Genomic DNA, 17376 nt, shown 5'->3' with positions numbered 1-17376 from the left:
GTAGCCTGTCTACGAACATATCCGCCTGTCGGCGAAAGCTCCCAGCAGGGCGAAATACACAGAGTACAAATCGTAAGATTTGTGCGAGGGGTGTATTTCGCTCTCAAACGCTGAGGGCTTGTATAAAAAAGTTTCTTCCCCACTTCTTAAATTTCCGGTTGTATCTTAGAGGAAGCACATGGTATAATCTATTTGCGTGTAGGTATATCATGGCTTCGGTCAGATACATACCTTAGGGATGGTCTTAGGACTGTCCCTATTTAATTTGTCACATTTCTTGTGACAGCTCTGACATTTCCTTTGTCCCTTAAGTCCCTGCCTTCATTGGCGGTCATGAACTTTTCAAGCATATCCGTTTTGATAAGGACTTTCCGTCCTACCTTCAATACCGGAAGCTTTTTCCATTCTACCAGTTTCCGCAGGGTATTTCTGCCGATACCCGTATAGTCGGCAGCTTCCTCAATGGACAGTGCAATCTTCACTTCTGTCATTAAAACACCTCCTCTTGAATTGCATAATGCAATTTTGTGACTATGCCTACTATATAACTTTTACATCTTCTTGTCAAGCGTTACGAAATTTTAAAAGCAATTATTAACTTGCATATTGCAATGCTACTTTTACTGTGTTATACTTTAGCCATACCGAAAAAGGAGGCGTATCAGAATGAAAGATAAAGAATTACGCAAGTTAATCGGTAGCAGGGCAAAACAACGCAGACTGGAATTAGGTGTCAACCAGCCTTATATAGCAGAAAAGATGGGAGTTACCGCTTCCACCATACAGCGGTATGAGGCAGGAACGATTGACAACACCAAGAAGCTTGTTCTGGATGGTCTGTCGGAAGCACTTCATGTATCAGTGGAGTGGCTGAAGGGCGAGACGGAAGAAATGACAAGTGATGTTACGGATAAAAGGGAATTACAGATTCGTGATACCATGACTTCCATTCTCTCCAAACTGCCTTATGATATGAAGGCAGACGAAGCGGATTTTTCCAAAGATTTACTGCTGCTGATGTTGAAGGAATACGAATTATTCGTTGATTCCTTTCAATATGCCTGTAAGAATTTTAAAGGGAATACGGAAGATGCCACAATTGCAAAAGTAATGGGGTTTGAATCCAATCAGGAATATAATGAGATTATGTTCCTTAGGGAAATCACCCATACGGTAAACGCACTGAACGACATGGGCGACATTGTAAGGCTCTATTCCAAGAATCCCGAAACGGCAGCCGTAAGGCTTGCAAATCTTCTTTCAGAGAAAGACTCCGAACCGGTATAGATTAGACAACCGGAGTTATGATATACTTACACGCAGAAAGCATTTCATCAGTTCCGATTGTCGATATCGAAAGGAGTAACGATTATGGCAAAAGGTTCTGTAAGAAAGAAAGGCAAGAAATGGTACTACCGCTTCTATGTGGAAGATGCAAGCGGTAATCTGGTGCAGAAGGAATTTGCAGGTACGGAAAACAAAAGCGAAACGGAAAAGCTGTTGAGGCAGGCAATGGAGGATTATGAAGCCAAGCGGTTTGTTGCAAAGGCTGAAAACATCACACTCGGAGAGTTGCTTGACCTGTGGGCTGAGGAAGAATTAAAGACAGGCACATTGAGTAATGGAACGGTTGGCAATTATCTTCAGACAATTGGGAGAATCAAACAACACCCTATCAGCAAAAGGAAACTGAAAACGGTGACTTCGGTACACCTGCAGGAGTTTATGGATTTGCTCTCATTTGGAGGCACTGTGGGAGATTTTATATCAAAAGGATATTCCATTGATTATGTAAGGTCATTTTCAGCAGTATTGCAACAGTCATTCCGGTTTGCGGTATTTCCGAAACAGTTTATTACCTTCAATCCAATGCAGTATGTGGTGATGAGGCATAAAAAGGAAGAAACGGATTTGTTTGCGGATGAAACAGCCACAGACAGAGACAAGGTTAAACCGCTTTCCTTTGAAATGTACCGGAAACTGATTGAACAGCTTGGAAAACGAAGTGGGGATGCGATTCTTCCGGTTCAGACAGCATACTTTACAGGTCTCAGACTTGGAGAGGTAGCAGGTCTGACATGGCAGGATATCAACCTTGAAGAACAGTATCTCACTGTACGCAGGAGCATCCGCTACAATGGTGCTACCCATAAGCACGAAATCGGTCCGACAAAGTGGAAAAAGATCAGGGTTGTTGACTTTGGCGATACCCTCGCAGATATTTTGAGGAATGCAAAAAAGGAACAGCACAAAAACCGTTTTCAGTATGGGGAACTCTACCAGCGGAATTTTTACAGAGAAGTAATGGAAAAGAATCGGGTGCATTACGAGTATTATCATTTGGGAATGACAGAGAATGTGCCGGAAGATTACACCGAAATCTTCTTTGTATGCTTAAGGGAGGATGGTTGTCTGGAACTTCCGGCAACCATAGAAACAGCCTGCCGGACAGCAGGAAGAAAAGTACCGGAGCTTGAAGGTTTCCATTTCCACACACTGAGGCATACCTACACGACAAACCTCTTATCCAACGGGGCTCAGCCTAAGGATGTGCAGGAACTGTTAGGACACTCAGACGTGAGTACCACCATGAATGTCTACGCCCATGCTACAAGGGAAGCAAAGCGGACTTCCGCAAGACTTCTTGATAAAGTGGCAGGCAACGATTAAACAACTGAATAATGAATTTTCCCTTGTAATTATCCCATAAGGGCAAAAACAAGGGAAAAGGATACATATATAGAATTTTCAATGGCGGGAAGCCTTGAAAATAGGGGAAAGTTAAGAGAGTTAATAGATAAATCCCAGTTTGACAATTTCATATCCATACACACAAAGCAGTTGGTCTTAGGATTGACTGCTTTTTTCTTACCTAAAATCAGATTGGAGTGATGAAATGAACGATATTTTTAAGGACATGCAGGCAAAAGTCGGCTGTGAATATCTTTCCGACCTGCCCTTTTACAAGCGTGAAGTATGGCAGGAAATGAAACGGCTGAGCCCTGCCGATTATCCGAAAAAGCAACTGGAAGATTTTTCTGTCTATGTGTTTGGTATGTCCTACCAGATATTGCAGGCGATTATGAAACAACAGAGAGGAAGTGAAAAACAATGCAGGAATTAAGAGTACAGATTGAAGCCGTCCCAACTGCCGAGGGCAATATACTATCCGCATGGTTTACACTGCCGATTGACGAGGAAACATTTTCTGAAAGGCTGGGCGTGGACGCAGAAAGCAACGATTACCGTATCACAGAAAAGGAACTGCCCTTTGCCGAGGAAGTGGACGAAGATACCACAGTGGATAGGCTCAATGATTTTTACTACACTTATGAAAGTCTGCCAGCCGATTTGAAAGAGGACTATGAGGAGCTGATGTGCCACTTTACCAGCCTTGATGAACTACACCAGCACCGACACGACATTATCCATTATTCATGGTGTAAGAACATGGCTGATGTGGCGAAACATCTGCTAGACAACGACCCTGCCTTTGCAGAGATTGACGAACGCCTAGTCCGATACTTCAATTTTGAAGCCTACGGACAGTATCTTGACGACAATGGAAAATTCATAGAAACGGAACACGGTATCTACGAACTTCCATAGAAATGAGGTGGTCTAATGAGCGTTGATGATATGGCAGTCTATATCGCAAATTTAGGGGATTATGTTGAGGGCGGTGTCAAAGGGGCGTGGTTTCATTTTCCACTCGACGAGGAAGAAATCGCAGAGCGTATCGGGCTGAATGGACGTTATGAAGAATACGCTGTCCATGACAGCGAAAACTTCCCCTGCGAGCTGGAAGAATATACGTCCATAGAAGAACTGAACCGTATCTATGAGATGATACAAGACTTTCCAGAGGAAGTGTTAGATAATCTTGATGACTTTATTTCCTACTATGGCGACCTTGAAGAACTGGCAGACCATATCGGCGATATTATCTGCTATTCGGGGTGTGAAACAATGGAAGATGTAGCGTACCACAAGATTTATGAAGAAAATGTACTTGGGGAAATACCGCCTGCCTTTTTCCATTACATAGACTGTGAAGCCTACGGCAGAGATATTGAAATTCAAGACTATTTTGTAAAAACAAGGTACGGTATGTGTGAAATCAAACGATAAGCTGGAAGATCAGCAACAAGCATGGTTGCTACTGACAGCGATTTTATTTAGGGACAGTCTGAAAATGGCTGTCCTTTTTCATTTAGAAACTTACGAAAGGAGCTGAAAGAACTTGAAAAAGATTAAAAGCTACACGGGTATCTGGAACGTAGAAAAAGTCTTATATGCAATCAATGACTTTAACTTGCCCTTTCCCGTTACTTTTACACAGATTACATGGTTTGTGATTACGGAATTTATCATCATTCTGTTTGGGGATATTCCCCCACTTTCCATGATAGAGGGAGCGTTTCTCAAATACTTCGGTATTCCCGTTGCTCTCACTTGGTTTATGTCGCAGAAAACCTTTGACGGAAAGAAGCCGTACAGCTTTTTGAAATCACAGATAACCTATGCCCTGCGACCAAAAATCACTTATGCAGGAAAAGCCGTAAAACTGCATAAGCAGACCTTGAATGAAACAATCACGGCAGTAAGGAGTGTGAACTATGTTCCCGATAAAATATATTGACAATAACCTTGTCTGGAACAAGGACAATGAAGTGTTTGCCTATTATGAGCTGATACCGTACAACTATTCTTTTCTATCCGCAGAGCAGAAATTTATCGTGCATGACAGCTTTCGACAGCTCATTGCACAGTCCCGTGAGGGTAAAATTCATGCGTTGCAGATTGCCACAGAAAGCTCAATACGAAGTATGCAGGAGCAGTCAAAGAAACTGGTAACGGGAAAATTAAAGGAAGTTGCCTACCAGAAGATAGACGAACAGACCGAAGCGTTAGTATCTATGATTGGGGACAATCAAGTGGACTACCGCTTTTTTCTTGGCTTTAAGCTCATGGTTACGGAAGAACAGTTCAATCTGAAGAACATCAAAAAATCGGCGTGGCTGACGTTCACGGAATTTCTCCATGAAGTGAACCACACGCTGATGAATGACTTTGTTTCCATGCCAAATGATGAAATCAACCGTTACATGAAAATGGAAAAGTTACTGGAAAATAAAATCTCCCGTCGTTTCAAGGTGCGTCGCTTGGAAATCAATGATTTTGGCTATCTCATGGAACATCTTTACGGCAGGGACGGTATCGCCTATGAAGATTATGAGTACCAGCTACCAAAGAAAAAATTGAACAAAGAAACGCTGATAAAATACTACGACCTTATCCGTCTGACAAGGTGTGTGATTGAAGAAAGCCAGCGATATTTACGCTTGGAACATGAGGACAAGGAAAGTTATGTGTCCTATTTTACCGTCAATGCGATAGTCGGCGAGCTTGATTTTCCGTCGTCTGAAATTTTCTATTTCCAGCAACAGCAATTCACATTCCCCGTTGATACTTCTATGAATGTAGAAATCGTGGAAAATCGAAAAGCATTAACAACTGTCCGCAACAAGAAAAAGGAATTGAAAGACCTTGACAATCACGCCTATCAAGCAGGAAGTGAAACCAGCTCAAATGTGGTGGACGCATTAGACAGCGTGGACGAGCTGGAAACAGACTTAGACCAGACTAAAGAAAGTATGTATAAGCTCTCTTATGTGGTGCGTGTCTGTGCTGATGATTTGGACGAATTAAAACGCCGTTGTGATGAAGTCAAGGACTTTTACGACGACCTCAATGTAAAACTGGTGCGTCCTGCTGGCGATATGCTGGGGCTTCATTCTGAATTTTTACCAGCCAGCAAGCGATATATCAATGATTATGTGCAGTATGTAAAATCAGATTTTCTAGCAGGGCTTGGTTTTGGTGCTACACAGCAGTTAGGGGAAAACACGGGTATCTATATGGGATATTCCGTTGATACGGGAAGAAATGTGTACCTGCAACCGTCCCTTGCCAGTCAAGGCGTGAAAGGCACAGTTACCAACGCTTTAGCTTCTGCTTTTGTCGGTTCGCTTGGCGGTGGGAAGTCGTTCTGCAACAATCTACTTGTATATTATGCGGTGCTGTTTGGCGGTCAAGCACTTCTGTTAGACCCTAAAAGTGAGCGTGGCAACTGGAAAGAAACACTTCCAGAAATCGCCCATGAAATCAATATCGTAAACTTAACAAGCGATAAAGGCAATGCAGGACTTCTTGACCCGTTTGTGATTATGAAGAATGTAAAAGACGCTGAAAGTCTGGCAATCGACATCTTGACATTCCTTACGGGTATTTCCTCTAGGGACGGCGAAAAATTTCCCGTGTTACGAAAAGCGGTTCGTTCCGTTACCCAGAGCGACAATCGGGGCTTACTCCATGTGATAGACGAGCTACGTCGTGAAGATACGCCCATAGCAAGAAATATCGCAGACCATATTGACAGCTTCACGGACTATGATTTTGCACACCTGCTGTTTTCAGACGGAACAGTGGAAAATGCTATCAGTCTGGATAACCAGCTCAATATCATTCAAGTAGCAGACCTTGTACTGCCAGATAAAGATACCACTTTTGAGGAATACACGACCATTGAATTATTGTCGGTGTCTATGCTGATTGTGATTAGTACCTTTGCCCTTGATTTTATCCATTCCGACAGAAGCATTTTTAAGATTGTCGATTTGGACGAAGCGTGGGCGTTCTTAAATGTGGCACAAGGAGAAACCTTATCAAATAAGCTGGTGCGTGCTGGACGAGCTATGCAGGCAGGCGTTTATTTCGTTACACAATCATCTGGCGACGTATCAAAAGAAAGTCTGAAAAACAATATCGGCTTGAAGTTTGCATTTCGTAGTACCGACATCAACGAGATAAAGCAGACCTTAGAGTTTTTCGGTATCGACAAGGACGACGAGAACAACCAGAAACGCTTGCGTGATTTAGAGAACGGACAATGTTTATTGCAGGACTTATACGGGCGTGTCGGTGTGGTGCAGATACACCCAGTCTTTGAAGAACTGCTACACGCTTTTGATACCAGACCGCCCGTACAGAGAAATGAGGTGGAGTGATGAAAGAAAGGATAAAAGGTGCGTTCACAAAAAAGAAGATTTTCAACTTTCTCAAAATGGCTCTGTTTGTCGTGGCACTTTCCCTTATCCTGCTTTCACTCTTGGGGACGGTGGCTCATGCGATGGGACTTGTGGACGATACCATAAACGCAGAAAATCTTTACTCAAAATATCCGCTTTCCAACTACCAGCTTGATTTTTATGTAGATAATAGCTGGTCGTGGTTGCCGTGGAACTGGCTGGACGGGATTGGAAAATCGGTGCAGTACGGGCTTTACTGCATTACCAACTTTGTCTGGACGATAAGCCTTTATTTAAGCAATGCCACGGGTTATGTGGTGCAGGAAGCCTATAAGCTGGACTTCATCAACGATATGGCAGACAGTATCGGGAAAAGCATACAGACCCTTGCAGGTGTTACCGAGAACGGCTTTTCTTCTACAGGCTTCTATGTTGGTTTCCTGCTTCTCATTATCTTAGTCGTGGGAATGTATGTTGCTTACACGGGACTGATAAAACGGGAAACCAGTAAGGCACTACACGCCGTTATCAACTTTGTTGTGGTGTTTATTCTGTCCGCTTCTTTTATTGCCTATGCTCCCGATTACATCAAGAAGATAAATGAATTTTCATCAGACATCAGTACCGCTTCTTTGGACTTGGGAACAAAAATCATGCTCCCCAACTCTGACAGCGAGGGCAAGGACAGCGTGGACTTGATACGGGACAGCTTATTTTCTATTCAAGTGGAACAGCCGTGGTTACTCTTACAATTCGGGAACAGCAACGCAGAAGAAATCGGGGCAGACCGTGTGGAAGCTCTGGTATCGGCAAGCCCAGAGGACGAGGACGGAAAGACCAGAGAGGAAGTCGTGAAAACAGAAATTGAGGACAACGACAACAACAATCTGACGATACCGCAGGTGGTAAATCGTTTGGGTATGGTGTTCTTCCTCTTGTTCTTCAACTTGGGTATCACGATATTTGTATTCTTACTTACGGGTATGATGTTGTTCAGCCAGATACTTTTTATCATCTTTGCAATGTTTCTGCCTATCAGTTTTCTACTTTCCATGATACCGAGCTATGAAAGCATGGCAAAGCAGGCAATCGTGAGGGTATTTAATACCATTATGACAAGGGCAGGAATTACGCTCATTGTAACGGTGGCATTTAGTATTTCCAGTATGTTTTACAACATTTCCACAGACTACCCATTCTTTATGGTGGCGTTCTTGCAGATAGTATGTTTCGCTGGTATCTATATGAAGTTAGGCGACTTGATGAGTATGTTCTCACTTAATGCTGGCGACAGTCAAAGCATGGGACGAAGAATTTTCCGCAGACCGTATCTGTTTATGCGACATCGGGCTAGGCGTATGGAACACCGTATTGCAAGGGCGGTAAGTGCTGGCGGTATTTCGGGCGGTGTCGCTGGTGCGGTAGCTGGAAGTGCCGTTGCTGGAAAGAGAGCCGAAAGAAAAAATACGGCTTCTAAAGAAAATCGGGGCAATACCACTTCCAGCATGGGACAGCGTGCAGGCTCAAAGGTGGGTGCTGTCTTAGATACGAAAAATAAAGTGAAAGACAAGGCAAATGCTGCCAAAGAGAATATCAAGGATATGCCGACACAGACCGCTTATGCGGTATATTCCGCAAAGGAAAAAGCAAAGTCCAGCGTGTCCGACTTCAAGCGTGGCATGGTGCAGGAACAGCAGTCCAGACAGACGGGACGCTTGGAAAAGCAGGCACGGCATAGACAGAATATCGCTGACAAACGTATGGAGCTTCAAAAGGCACAAGAAGCAAGGCAGACACAGCGAAAGGCTGACGGATCAGCGACAATGGGAGCTACCCGTCCCCATGAGCGACCAGCCACAGCTTCAAGCGTTTCAAAGACGGGTGCTGAAAAAATGCAGGAAGTCAAACGTCCTGCCACAGCGACCACTTCAAAGATAAGTGAGCCAGTCAAAGCAAATGTTATCAAAGAGCGTCCGCTATCTTATGGTGCTTCTGATAGAAAAGCGACCCAACCTGCACAGCCAGTACATAGGCAGAATGTAGAAAAAGTGGTATCGCAGGAAACACGCCAGAATGACACGAAAGACCGCAGGACAAAGGTTCAGCAGACGCAAACCGTCCAAAAGAACCAGCAGACCAAAGAGAAAAACCGAAGCCTTGTAACAAAGAAAGGACAGAAGAAAAAATGAAACTGAAACATATCGCTCTCATTGGCAGTCTGTTTCCTATCCTATTTTCTCTGGTGCTTTTCTTTGGGGTGTTGATTAGTGCGGACAGCGACGACGAGAACAGCAACTTTTCTTCTGGCATTACGGGTATGAATTTATCCGCAGAAGTTTTGAAACATCAGCCTATGGTGGAAAAGTACGCCAGAGAAAACGGTATCTCCGAGTATGTCAATGTGCTATTGGCTATCATTCAAGTAGAAAGTGGTGGTACAGCAGAAGATGTTATGCAGAGTTCAGAAAGTCTTGGCTTACCGCCCAATTCTTTAGATACGGAAAGCTCAATCAAGCAGGGGTGTAAATATTTTGCGTCCCTGCTTTCTTCCTGCCAAAATCAAGGTATCGACGATTTGAATGTAGCGATACAGTCTTATAACTATGGCGGTGGTTATGTGGGATATGTGGCAGGAAAAGGAAAGAAACACACTTTTAATCTTGCGGAAAATTTTGCCCGTGAGAAATCGGGTGGAAAGAAAGTAACCTATACCAACCCGATAGCTGTTGCGAAGAACGGGGGCTGGCGGTATGGCTATGGAAATATGTTCTATGTGGAATTAGTCAATCAGTATTTAACTGTTTCGCAGGTATCGGGAGAGCTGGCACAAAAGGTAATGAATGAAGCGTTGAAATATCAAGGCTGGAAGTATGTATATGGCGGTAGCAATCCCAACACTTCTTTTGACTGTTCGGGATTGACGCAATGGTGTTATGGAAAAGCTGGTATCTCCTTACCGAGAACCGCACAAGCACAGTATGACGCAACCCAACATCTTCCACTCTCGCAGGCAAAGGCTGGGGACTTGGTATTTTTCCATTCCACCTATAATGCTGGTTCGTATGTAACCCACGTTGGTATTCTCGTTTCGCCGACACAGATGTACCATGCAGGCAACCCGATAGGATATGCAGACCTAAGTAGTAGTTACTGGCAACAGCACTTAATCGGTGCAGGACGAGTAAAACAATAGAAAGGACTTGAAAATATGTTTAAGAAGAATAAGAAACAGACAGAAACTATCAAAGAACCAAAAGAAAAAAAGGTGCGTACTGTTAAGGTAGGCACACATAAGAAAGCCGTGATTGCGTTGTGGGTGGTACTTATTGCAAGCGTGAGCTTTGGGGTGTATAAGAATTTTACTGCTATCGACCAGCACACGACCCACGAAAAAGAAATCATTGAACTTCGCTTGCAGGACACCAACGGGATAGAAAATTTCGTGAAGAATTTTGCAAAGTCCTACTACACATGGAGTAACAGCAAAGAAGCGATTGAAGCAAGGACGCAGGCAATCAACGGCTATCTGACAAAAGAATTGCAGGACTTGAATATAGATACCATTAGAACGGATATACCGACCAGCTCCACGGTTATAGATGTGATTGTATGGAGTATCGAACAGTCGGGAATGGACACTTTTTCTGCTACCTACGAAGTAGATCAGCAGATAAAAGAGGGAGAACAGACAAGCAATGTGAAAGCAACCTATACCGTAAAAGTCCATGTGGACGCTGACGGGGATATGGTAATCGTTCAGAACCCTACCCTTGCACCAGCAATCGAAAAATCAGACTATGAGCCTAAGACACCAGAAGCAGACGCAAGCGTAGACGCTGATACTGTCAATGACGCTACCGCATTTCTGGAAACATTCTTTAAGCTCTACCCGACAGCGACAGAAAAAGAGCTTGCCTACTATGTATCGGGAAATGTGATTGAGCCTATCGGCAGGGACTACCTTTATTCTGAACTGGTAAACCCTATCTTTACAAAGGACGGGGACAATGTGAAAGTCAAAGTTGCTGTGAAATTCCTTGATAATCAAACAAAGGCAACGCAGGTATCACAGTATGAGCTTGTGCTACATAAGGATAGTAACTGGAAGATTGTAGGATAAATCAAAAAAAGTAGTTTGCAAATCATATTTCTATGACATGCAAACTACTTTTTCATCGAATTATGTTCACAAATAGTTCTGAATACACTAAAATAGTGATTCATGCAAAAACCGCAATATATATTAAAACTTGAAGAAAACAAGATATTATAATCTAAGCTGAAAGGAGGGTGCTGTAATGGTCAATAAGGTTGAAAACATTATAACGGTGATCAATTACATAGAAAACAATCTCACAGAAAAGTTGAACTTATCCTCTATTGCAATGGGTGTTGGTTATTCAAAATATCATTTGCATAGAATGTTTGTCGAAACTGTTGGATTGTCTATACATGACTATGTACAACGCAGACAATTAACAGAGTCTGCAAAACTTTTAGTGTTTTCTGATAAATCCATTCTTGAAATCTCGCTTATTGCTGGTTATGAAAGTCAGCAGGCATTTACAAATATTTTTAAGCAGATGTATAAGAAGACGCCTAACGAATATCGAATGAACGAAGAATTTTATCCGTTACAGCTTAGATTTGATTTGATACAGACAGTTAAACAAAAATTATCACAACAAGAAATGGAAGAAAATATCAGATTTGCTACAACAACAGATATACCTGCCTGTCTAGAACTAGCTTATTTAGTAATAGACGGTTTTCCAAATTTGAACGAGAATGAGTTCTTAACAGAATTAAAAAAAGGTATTTTAGAGCAAAGAGTTTTGATTTTAACTGATAATGATATTGCCATTGCTTTGATGTCTATTAACTATCATACGGGAAGCATTGATTTCTTTGGAGTACACCCGTTATATCGTAAATGTGGTATTGCAAATCTATTTTTGGATAAGGTTATGAATGAACTTTTAGTTGATAAAGACATTTCTGTAACAACATTCCGTGAGGGCGACAAAGCTGATACGGGGTATCGTAAGGCTTACAAAGAATTAGGCTTTGCAGAAGCAGAGTTATTAGTTGAATTTGGCTATCCTACACAAAAATTGGTATTATTCTCAAAAAATGGGGGTAGTACAAATGAATAGTAATCCTCTTGCAAAAGATTTTAATACTGGGTCTTTATTAAAATTTGCTTTCCCGACCATATCCATGATGTTATTTATGGGTCTTTACACAATTGTAGATACCATATTTGTATCACGATTTGTCAATACAAATGCTTTATCAGCAATCAATATTGTTTGTCCCGTTATCAATTTAATAGTAGGATTGGGAACAATGCTAGCTACGGGTGGTAGTGCCATAGTTGCAAGAAAAATGGGAGCAGGAGAACCCAAACGAGCAAAGCAAGATTTTACACTACTTATTTTATTTGGTTTTATTTTGGGAGTAGTAATTTTCGTTCTAGGAATTATCTTTATTGATGAAATTATATATGCTCTTGGAGCTGATAAGGTTTTATTTCCATATTGTAAAGACTATTTAACTATTATTTTACTTTTTACACCTGCAAGTATGTTGCAGGTACTATTTCAAAATTTATTTGTAACAGCAGGAAAACCAACTTTAGGACTGGTTCTTTCTGTATGTGCTGGTGCAATGAATATCGTATTTGATTATCTTTTTATGGTTATATTTGACATGGGGATTGCTGGTGCAGGATTTGGAACTGGAATTGGTTATTTGATACCAGCCATTACGGGAATAATTGTCTTTAGTAAAAAATCGGGAACATTGTCTTTTGTAAAACCTATTATAGATATTAAAGTACTTGGAGAAAGTTGTATAAATGGTTCATCAGAAATGGTTAGTCAGCTTTCAACGGCAATTACTACATTCTTTTTCAATCGTACAATGATGAATTTATTAGGTGTAAATGGTGTGGCTTCTATTACCATAATTATATATACACAATTTTTGCTTACAACATTATTTATTGGTTTTTCAATGGGTGTTGCCCCAGTTATTAGCTATAATTTTGGAGCAAACAATTATTACGGATTAAAGAAAATATATAAAATCTGTATTTCTTTCATTTTTGTAGGTTCATTATTTATTTTTGCGTTATCCTTTATAAATGGAAATAGTTTGGTACGTTTATTTACTGGGACAAATGAAGCGGTATATAAAATTGCAATAAACGGATTTATGATATTTGTATTTAGTTTTCTTTTTTCGGGTTTCAATATATTTTCATCAGCAATTTTTACTGCATTATCTAATGGTAAGCTATCTGCTTTGATTTCTTTTTTAAGAACATTCGGCTTTATAATGATAGGCTTGTTACTAATGCCTCAGTTCATTGAGATAACAGGTGTATGGTTGGCTGTTCCCGTTGCTGAAATATTAACACTATGTATTTCATTATATTTGAATTTTCGTCTTTGGCGTTCGTGGAACAATCAGAATAACAGTTATGAAAAAATACAGAACTGGAAGATTGTAGGGTAAATGATAATAGGCTTACATTTTACTTTTTGTAAAAGTGTAAGCCTTTTTCAAAAAAATCAAAAAAACTCTTGCTTATGACGTAACGTCGTGAATTATAATATAAGCAGGAGGAATGGAACATGAATAAAAAGAAAGCTATACCAGAAAATTTTATGACTGTTGGAGAACTTGCAAAGAAAATGGGGACAACAGTACGAACACTTCAATATTATGACAAAGAGGGCTTGCTTTCCCCTACTACTGAAAGTGAGGGGGGACGCAGATTATATACGCATAAGGATATGATAAAACTTCATCAAATCTTATCATTAAAGTCTTTGGGCTTTTCTCTTGCTGATATAAAAAACAAACTGATTTCTCTTGATACACCAGAAGAAGTAGCAACCGTTCTTAATGAGCAGTCGCTGGCTATTCAACAGAAAATAGAACAATTAACAGAAGCAGTAACAGCGATTGAAACATTAAAAAATGAAGTCTTGCAAATGCAAGTTGTAGATTTCAAAAAATATGCTGACATTATCGTTAATCTACAAATGAACAATGAGTATTACTGGTTAATAAAACATTTTGATGATACAACATTAGAACATATCCGTAACCGATTTGATAAAGAAAGCGGAATGGACTTTATGCACCGTTTCAATCAACTAAACGATAAAGTTATAAGGTTAAAAGAGAAGAATATAGCACCAGAGGATAAGCAGGCACAAGCATTAGCACAAGAATTTTGGAATATGGTTATGGAATTTACAAATGGGGATATGAGTATGCTTCCTACATTGATGAAATTTGATAATCTCATAGGCGATAATAACGAGTGGTTAGAAAAGCAAAAACAAGTAAATGAATATCTGCAACCTGCATTAGAGTTATATTTTCAAAATGCTGGTATAAATGCTTTCGAGGGGGTATAGGAATGTCTTATGCAATAGAAATTACCGATTTGAAGAAAAAGTATGGAAACCATGAAGTATTGAAAGGTATTAACTTTTGTGTTGAGCATGGAGAAGTATTCGGTATTTTGGGTATCAATGGAGCAGGTAAAACAACTATTCTTGAATGTATCGAAGGCTTTCGTAAATATCATTCTGGTAATATAAAAATATCGGGAAATATTGGTATTCAATTACAATCAGCTTCGTTACCTGCTTATATGAAAGTAAGTGAAGTAATTCAGTTGTTCTCGAAATGGAAACGTGCAGAGATTGATAATTCCTTACTAATGGCGTTGGGAGTAACAGATTTGCAAAAGAAGTTATACACAGAATTGTCGGCAGGACAAAAAAGAAGATTACATTTAGCTCTTGCTCTTATTGGAAAGCCAGACATCTTATTTCTCGACGAACCGACAACGGAACTTGATGTAGAGGGACGTATATCTCTGCATAATGAAATTCGGAAGTTAAATCAAAATGGTACAACAATAATTTTGTCTAGTCATGATATGGCAGAGGTTGAAGCTCTTTGTACCCGTATCGCTATTCTAAATAATGGGGTAATTAGTTTCATAGGTACAACTGACGAATTAGCGTCAAAAGTAGGCAAGAAATACAACATAAAAATAGTAAGTGAATTGGGCGAAAACGAATACTCTGCTGTCAATGTTGCAGATACCTTGTTAAGTATTTTAGAAGAATACAAGCAGAAAAATATTGATATTTTCGATATAAAGGTAAATCGAGGTACATTAGAACAGCACTTTATCAATCTTTCAAGGGGGTGTAAACAATGAAAGCTATGTTGTATGGAATAAAGGTACAATTAAAAATAGATATTCGCAGTAAAACACTATTAGTAACCTGCTATGTCGTCCCACTACTATTTTTTGCGATTATGGGCGGTATTTTTACTTCTTTAATGCCAGAAGCGAAGAATACATTGATACAATCTATGACAGTTATGGGGGTTTCAATGGGAGCTTTCATAGGTGTACCACCATCAATGGTTGAAGTATATGGTACGGACATAAAGAAAATGTATATAGCAAATGGGATACCTTTATGTTTTGGTGTAATTGCCTTAGTTGTATCTGCATTTATCCATTTAATGATAATGAGCATGATTATTTTTACACTTGCACCGATTGTATTTCACTCTACTATCCCGTCAAATATTCCGTTATATTTTATAACACTTGCCTTATTTGTTATTGTATCGCTTGCTATTTCATGTGTGCTGGGGTTAGCTGTTAAAAATCAAGCAAAACTGACAATGTATAGTCAAGTTGTCTTTTTACCCTCTATTATGTTGTCTGGTATCATGTTTTCGGCAGAATTACTTCCAAACTTTCTTGAAAGTATGGGAAAACTGTTTCCTGCAACATGGGGATATACTTTGTTGATACAAAAGAATATTGACGTAAGTACATTTATTCCTATAGTAATTATTTTGATTATTTCTGTTTTTATAAGTGTGCAATTATTGAAAAAGATACGTTCTGAATGATACGAAGAAAGAGATTGAATTATGATAGGGCTAAAAAAACGTGATATAAAAAAAGCATTGAAAGCTGGTGCAAAAGCTGGCAGTGTATCATTTGCTGATGTTCGGGCTGATATTGAAGCAACGATTGACGAAGCTATGAACAGTACCGATCCAGAAGTGCAGGCAAATTTCAAAAAGTATTTTGGAAATAAACGTCCTACGCCAGAAGAATATATTTATAAGCTTACCAAAAAGACAAAGGTTTAAATGTTTATCCCGCTTCCTGCGAAGCGGATTTGCAGTATAAACTATGTGATAGAACATTAAGTTTAAAAAATTACCCCACGTAACGTATTGCTTGTAACGCTACGTAATGACATAAAATGAAAACAGAAGGAGGAAAAAGCTATGTTAAAATATACGACAGGAGAAATAGCAAAGCTTTGTGGAGTATCTGTTAGAACAGTGCAGTATTATGATGAACGTGGTATCTTAATACCTAGTGAACTTTCTGAAGGTGGCAGACGACTTTATTCAGAAGATGATTATAAAAAACTGAAAATCATTTGCTTTCTCCGTGATGCAGGTATTTCAATTAAAAGCATAGGAGAATTGTTATCTGAAAGTAATCCTAGCAAGGTTATTTCTGTTTTGCTTGAAAAGCAAGAGCAACTTCTTCAAAATGAAGTAAAAGAAAGACAAGAACAACTTGCTATGCTAGAGGGTATAAAGAAAGCACTGAAAGGAATAGAAAATTTCTCTATTGAATCAATCGGAGATATAGCTTATGCAATGGAAAACAAAAAGAAAATGAAGCAGTTACACGCAGTTCTGTTGATAACAGGTATTCCCCTAAATATAATTCAGTGGGTTAGTATTATTTTATGGATTACTACTGGAATACAGTGGTTATTTTGGGGATATATCTTGGTAGCGATTCCATATGCAATTTTTATAATACGATTTTTATCAAAAAGGATAGTATATATCTGTCCACAGTGTCATGAGATATTTAAACCTCATCTGAAAGAGTTTATTTTTTCAAATCATTCCATGACGCTCAGAAAACTGACGTGTACCAGTTGTGGATATCATGGTTTTTGTGTTGAAACCTATCGAGAGGAGGAAAAAAATAATGAATAATGTTACTGAATTTTTACCGTTTTTAGTACCGTTAGTAATCTCAGAATTAGCCCTGCTGGCGTATACACTTTATCATATTCTAACTCATAAGAGCTATAAAAGAGGTAATCGTACTTTATGGCTTATTGTTGTGATTGTTGGTATGCAATTTATTGGACCTATCCTTTATTTCTTGCTTGGGAAGGAGGATTCTTAA

The 17376-nt window shown here is 39.8% G+C and carries 19 protein-coding genes; 18 read left to right on the top strand and 1 reads right to left on the bottom strand.

From position 1 onward, the window contains the following. Positions 1-260: 260 nt before the first annotated feature. Positions 261-491: a helix-turn-helix domain-containing protein gene (locus C7E02_RS08845; protein WP_005604346.1), complete on the bottom strand. Its 231-nt coding sequence runs from the start codon at positions 489-491 to the stop codon at positions 261-263. Between the two features lie 175 nt (positions 492-666). Here C7E02_RS08845 and C7E02_RS08840 point away from each other — a divergent pair, with 175 nt between their 5' ends. The 18 genes from C7E02_RS08840 (at position 667) to C7E02_RS08755 (ending at position 17376) form a co-directional block, all read left to right on the top strand. Then, a complete protein-coding gene (locus C7E02_RS08840) occupies positions 667-1287 on the top strand; it encodes a helix-turn-helix domain-containing protein (RefSeq protein WP_005604344.1) in 621 nt (206 codons plus the stop codon). 84 nt (positions 1288-1371) lie between these two features. Next, positions 1372-2670, top strand: a complete 1299-nt coding sequence (locus C7E02_RS08835) for a tyrosine-type recombinase/integrase (RefSeq protein WP_105309367.1) — start codon at positions 1372-1374, stop codon at positions 2668-2670. A gap of 226 nt (positions 2671-2896) precedes the next feature. Continuing rightward, positions 2897-3124 carry a hypothetical protein gene (locus C7E02_RS08830; RefSeq protein WP_105309366.1) on the top strand — a complete coding sequence of 76 codons (228 nt, stop codon included), beginning with the start codon at positions 2897-2899 and terminating at the stop codon, positions 3122-3124. Beyond that, positions 3112-3609, top strand: a complete 498-nt coding sequence (locus tag C7E02_RS08825; protein WP_105309365.1) for an antirestriction protein ArdA — start codon at positions 3112-3114, stop codon at positions 3607-3609. Before C7E02_RS08830 ends, C7E02_RS08825 begins: the two co-directional genes overlap by 13 nt. 15 nt (positions 3610-3624) lie before the next feature. Continuing rightward, positions 3625-4131, top strand: a complete 507-nt coding sequence (locus tag C7E02_RS08820) for an antirestriction protein ArdA (RefSeq protein WP_105309364.1) — start codon at positions 3625-3627, stop codon at positions 4129-4131. A 112-nt stretch (positions 4132-4243) separates the two neighbouring features. Next, entirely contained in the window at positions 4244-4642 is a 399-nt protein-coding gene (locus tag C7E02_RS08815; protein WP_004843362.1) for a conjugal transfer protein, read from the top strand. Beyond that, positions 4620-7070, top strand: a complete 2451-nt coding sequence (locus C7E02_RS08810; RefSeq protein WP_105309363.1) for an ATP-binding protein — start codon at positions 4620-4622, stop codon at positions 7068-7070. The genes C7E02_RS08815 and C7E02_RS08810 overlap by 23 nt, the downstream gene beginning before the upstream one ends. Continuing rightward, positions 7070-9280 carry a CD3337/EF1877 family mobilome membrane protein gene (locus C7E02_RS08805; protein WP_105309362.1) on the top strand — a complete coding sequence of 737 codons (2211 nt, stop codon included), beginning with the start codon at positions 7070-7072 and terminating at the stop codon, positions 9278-9280. The genes C7E02_RS08810 and C7E02_RS08805 overlap by 1 nt, the downstream gene beginning before the upstream one ends. Next, entirely contained in the window at positions 9277-10284 is a 1008-nt protein-coding gene (locus C7E02_RS08800; RefSeq protein ID WP_006857102.1) for a C40 family peptidase, read from the top strand. Before C7E02_RS08805 ends, C7E02_RS08800 begins: the two co-directional genes overlap by 4 nt. 15 nt (positions 10285-10299) lie before the next feature. After that, entirely contained in the window at positions 10300-11211 is a 912-nt protein-coding gene (locus C7E02_RS08795) for a conjugal transfer protein (RefSeq protein WP_105309361.1), read from the top strand. Positions 11212-11389: 178 nt separating this feature from the next. Then, on the top strand, positions 11390-12247 hold the full coding sequence (locus C7E02_RS08790; protein ID WP_105309360.1) for a helix-turn-helix domain-containing protein: 858 nt from the start codon (positions 11390-11392) through the stop codon (positions 12245-12247). Next, complete coding sequence (locus C7E02_RS08785) at positions 12240-13613, top strand: MATE family efflux transporter (protein WP_105309359.1); 1374 nt, start codon at positions 12240-12242, stop codon at positions 13611-13613. Before C7E02_RS08790 ends, C7E02_RS08785 begins: the two co-directional genes overlap by 8 nt. Before the next feature lie 119 nt (positions 13614-13732). Then, entirely contained in the window at positions 13733-14527 is a 795-nt protein-coding gene (locus C7E02_RS08780) for a MerR family transcriptional regulator (RefSeq protein ID WP_105309358.1), read from the top strand. Positions 14528-14529: 2 nt separating this feature from the next. Next, positions 14530-15345 carry an ABC transporter ATP-binding protein gene (locus C7E02_RS08775; RefSeq protein WP_004612106.1) on the top strand — a complete coding sequence of 272 codons (816 nt, stop codon included), beginning with the start codon at positions 14530-14532 and terminating at the stop codon, positions 15343-15345. Then, the gene (locus tag C7E02_RS08770) at positions 15342-16058 is read left to right on the top strand and encodes an ABC transporter permease (RefSeq protein WP_105309357.1); all 717 of its coding nucleotides are present in this window, start codon (positions 15342-15344) and stop codon (positions 16056-16058) included. Before C7E02_RS08775 ends, C7E02_RS08770 begins: the two co-directional genes overlap by 4 nt. Positions 16059-16079: 21 nt before the next feature. Continuing rightward, positions 16080-16304: a hypothetical protein gene (locus C7E02_RS08765; protein ID WP_055201493.1), complete on the top strand. Its 225-nt coding sequence runs from the start codon at positions 16080-16082 to the stop codon at positions 16302-16304. A 141-nt stretch (positions 16305-16445) separates the two neighbouring features. Beyond that, on the top strand, positions 16446-17180 hold the full coding sequence (locus tag C7E02_RS08760; protein ID WP_105309356.1) for a MerR family transcriptional regulator: 735 nt from the start codon (positions 16446-16448) through the stop codon (positions 17178-17180). After that, the gene (locus C7E02_RS08755; protein ID WP_008393108.1) at positions 17173-17376 is read left to right on the top strand and encodes a PLDc N-terminal domain-containing protein; all 204 of its coding nucleotides are present in this window, start codon (positions 17173-17175) and stop codon (positions 17374-17376) included. Before C7E02_RS08760 ends, C7E02_RS08755 begins: the two co-directional genes overlap by 8 nt.

The organism is Dorea sp. Marseille-P4042, from assembly GCF_900290215.1.
In the GTDB taxonomy this organism is placed as follows: domain Bacteria; phylum Bacillota; class Clostridia; order Lachnospirales; family Lachnospiraceae; genus Dorea; species Dorea formicigenerans.
Note: the sequence above shows the minus strand (reverse complement) of the source record. Positions and strands in the feature narration are given on the sequence as shown.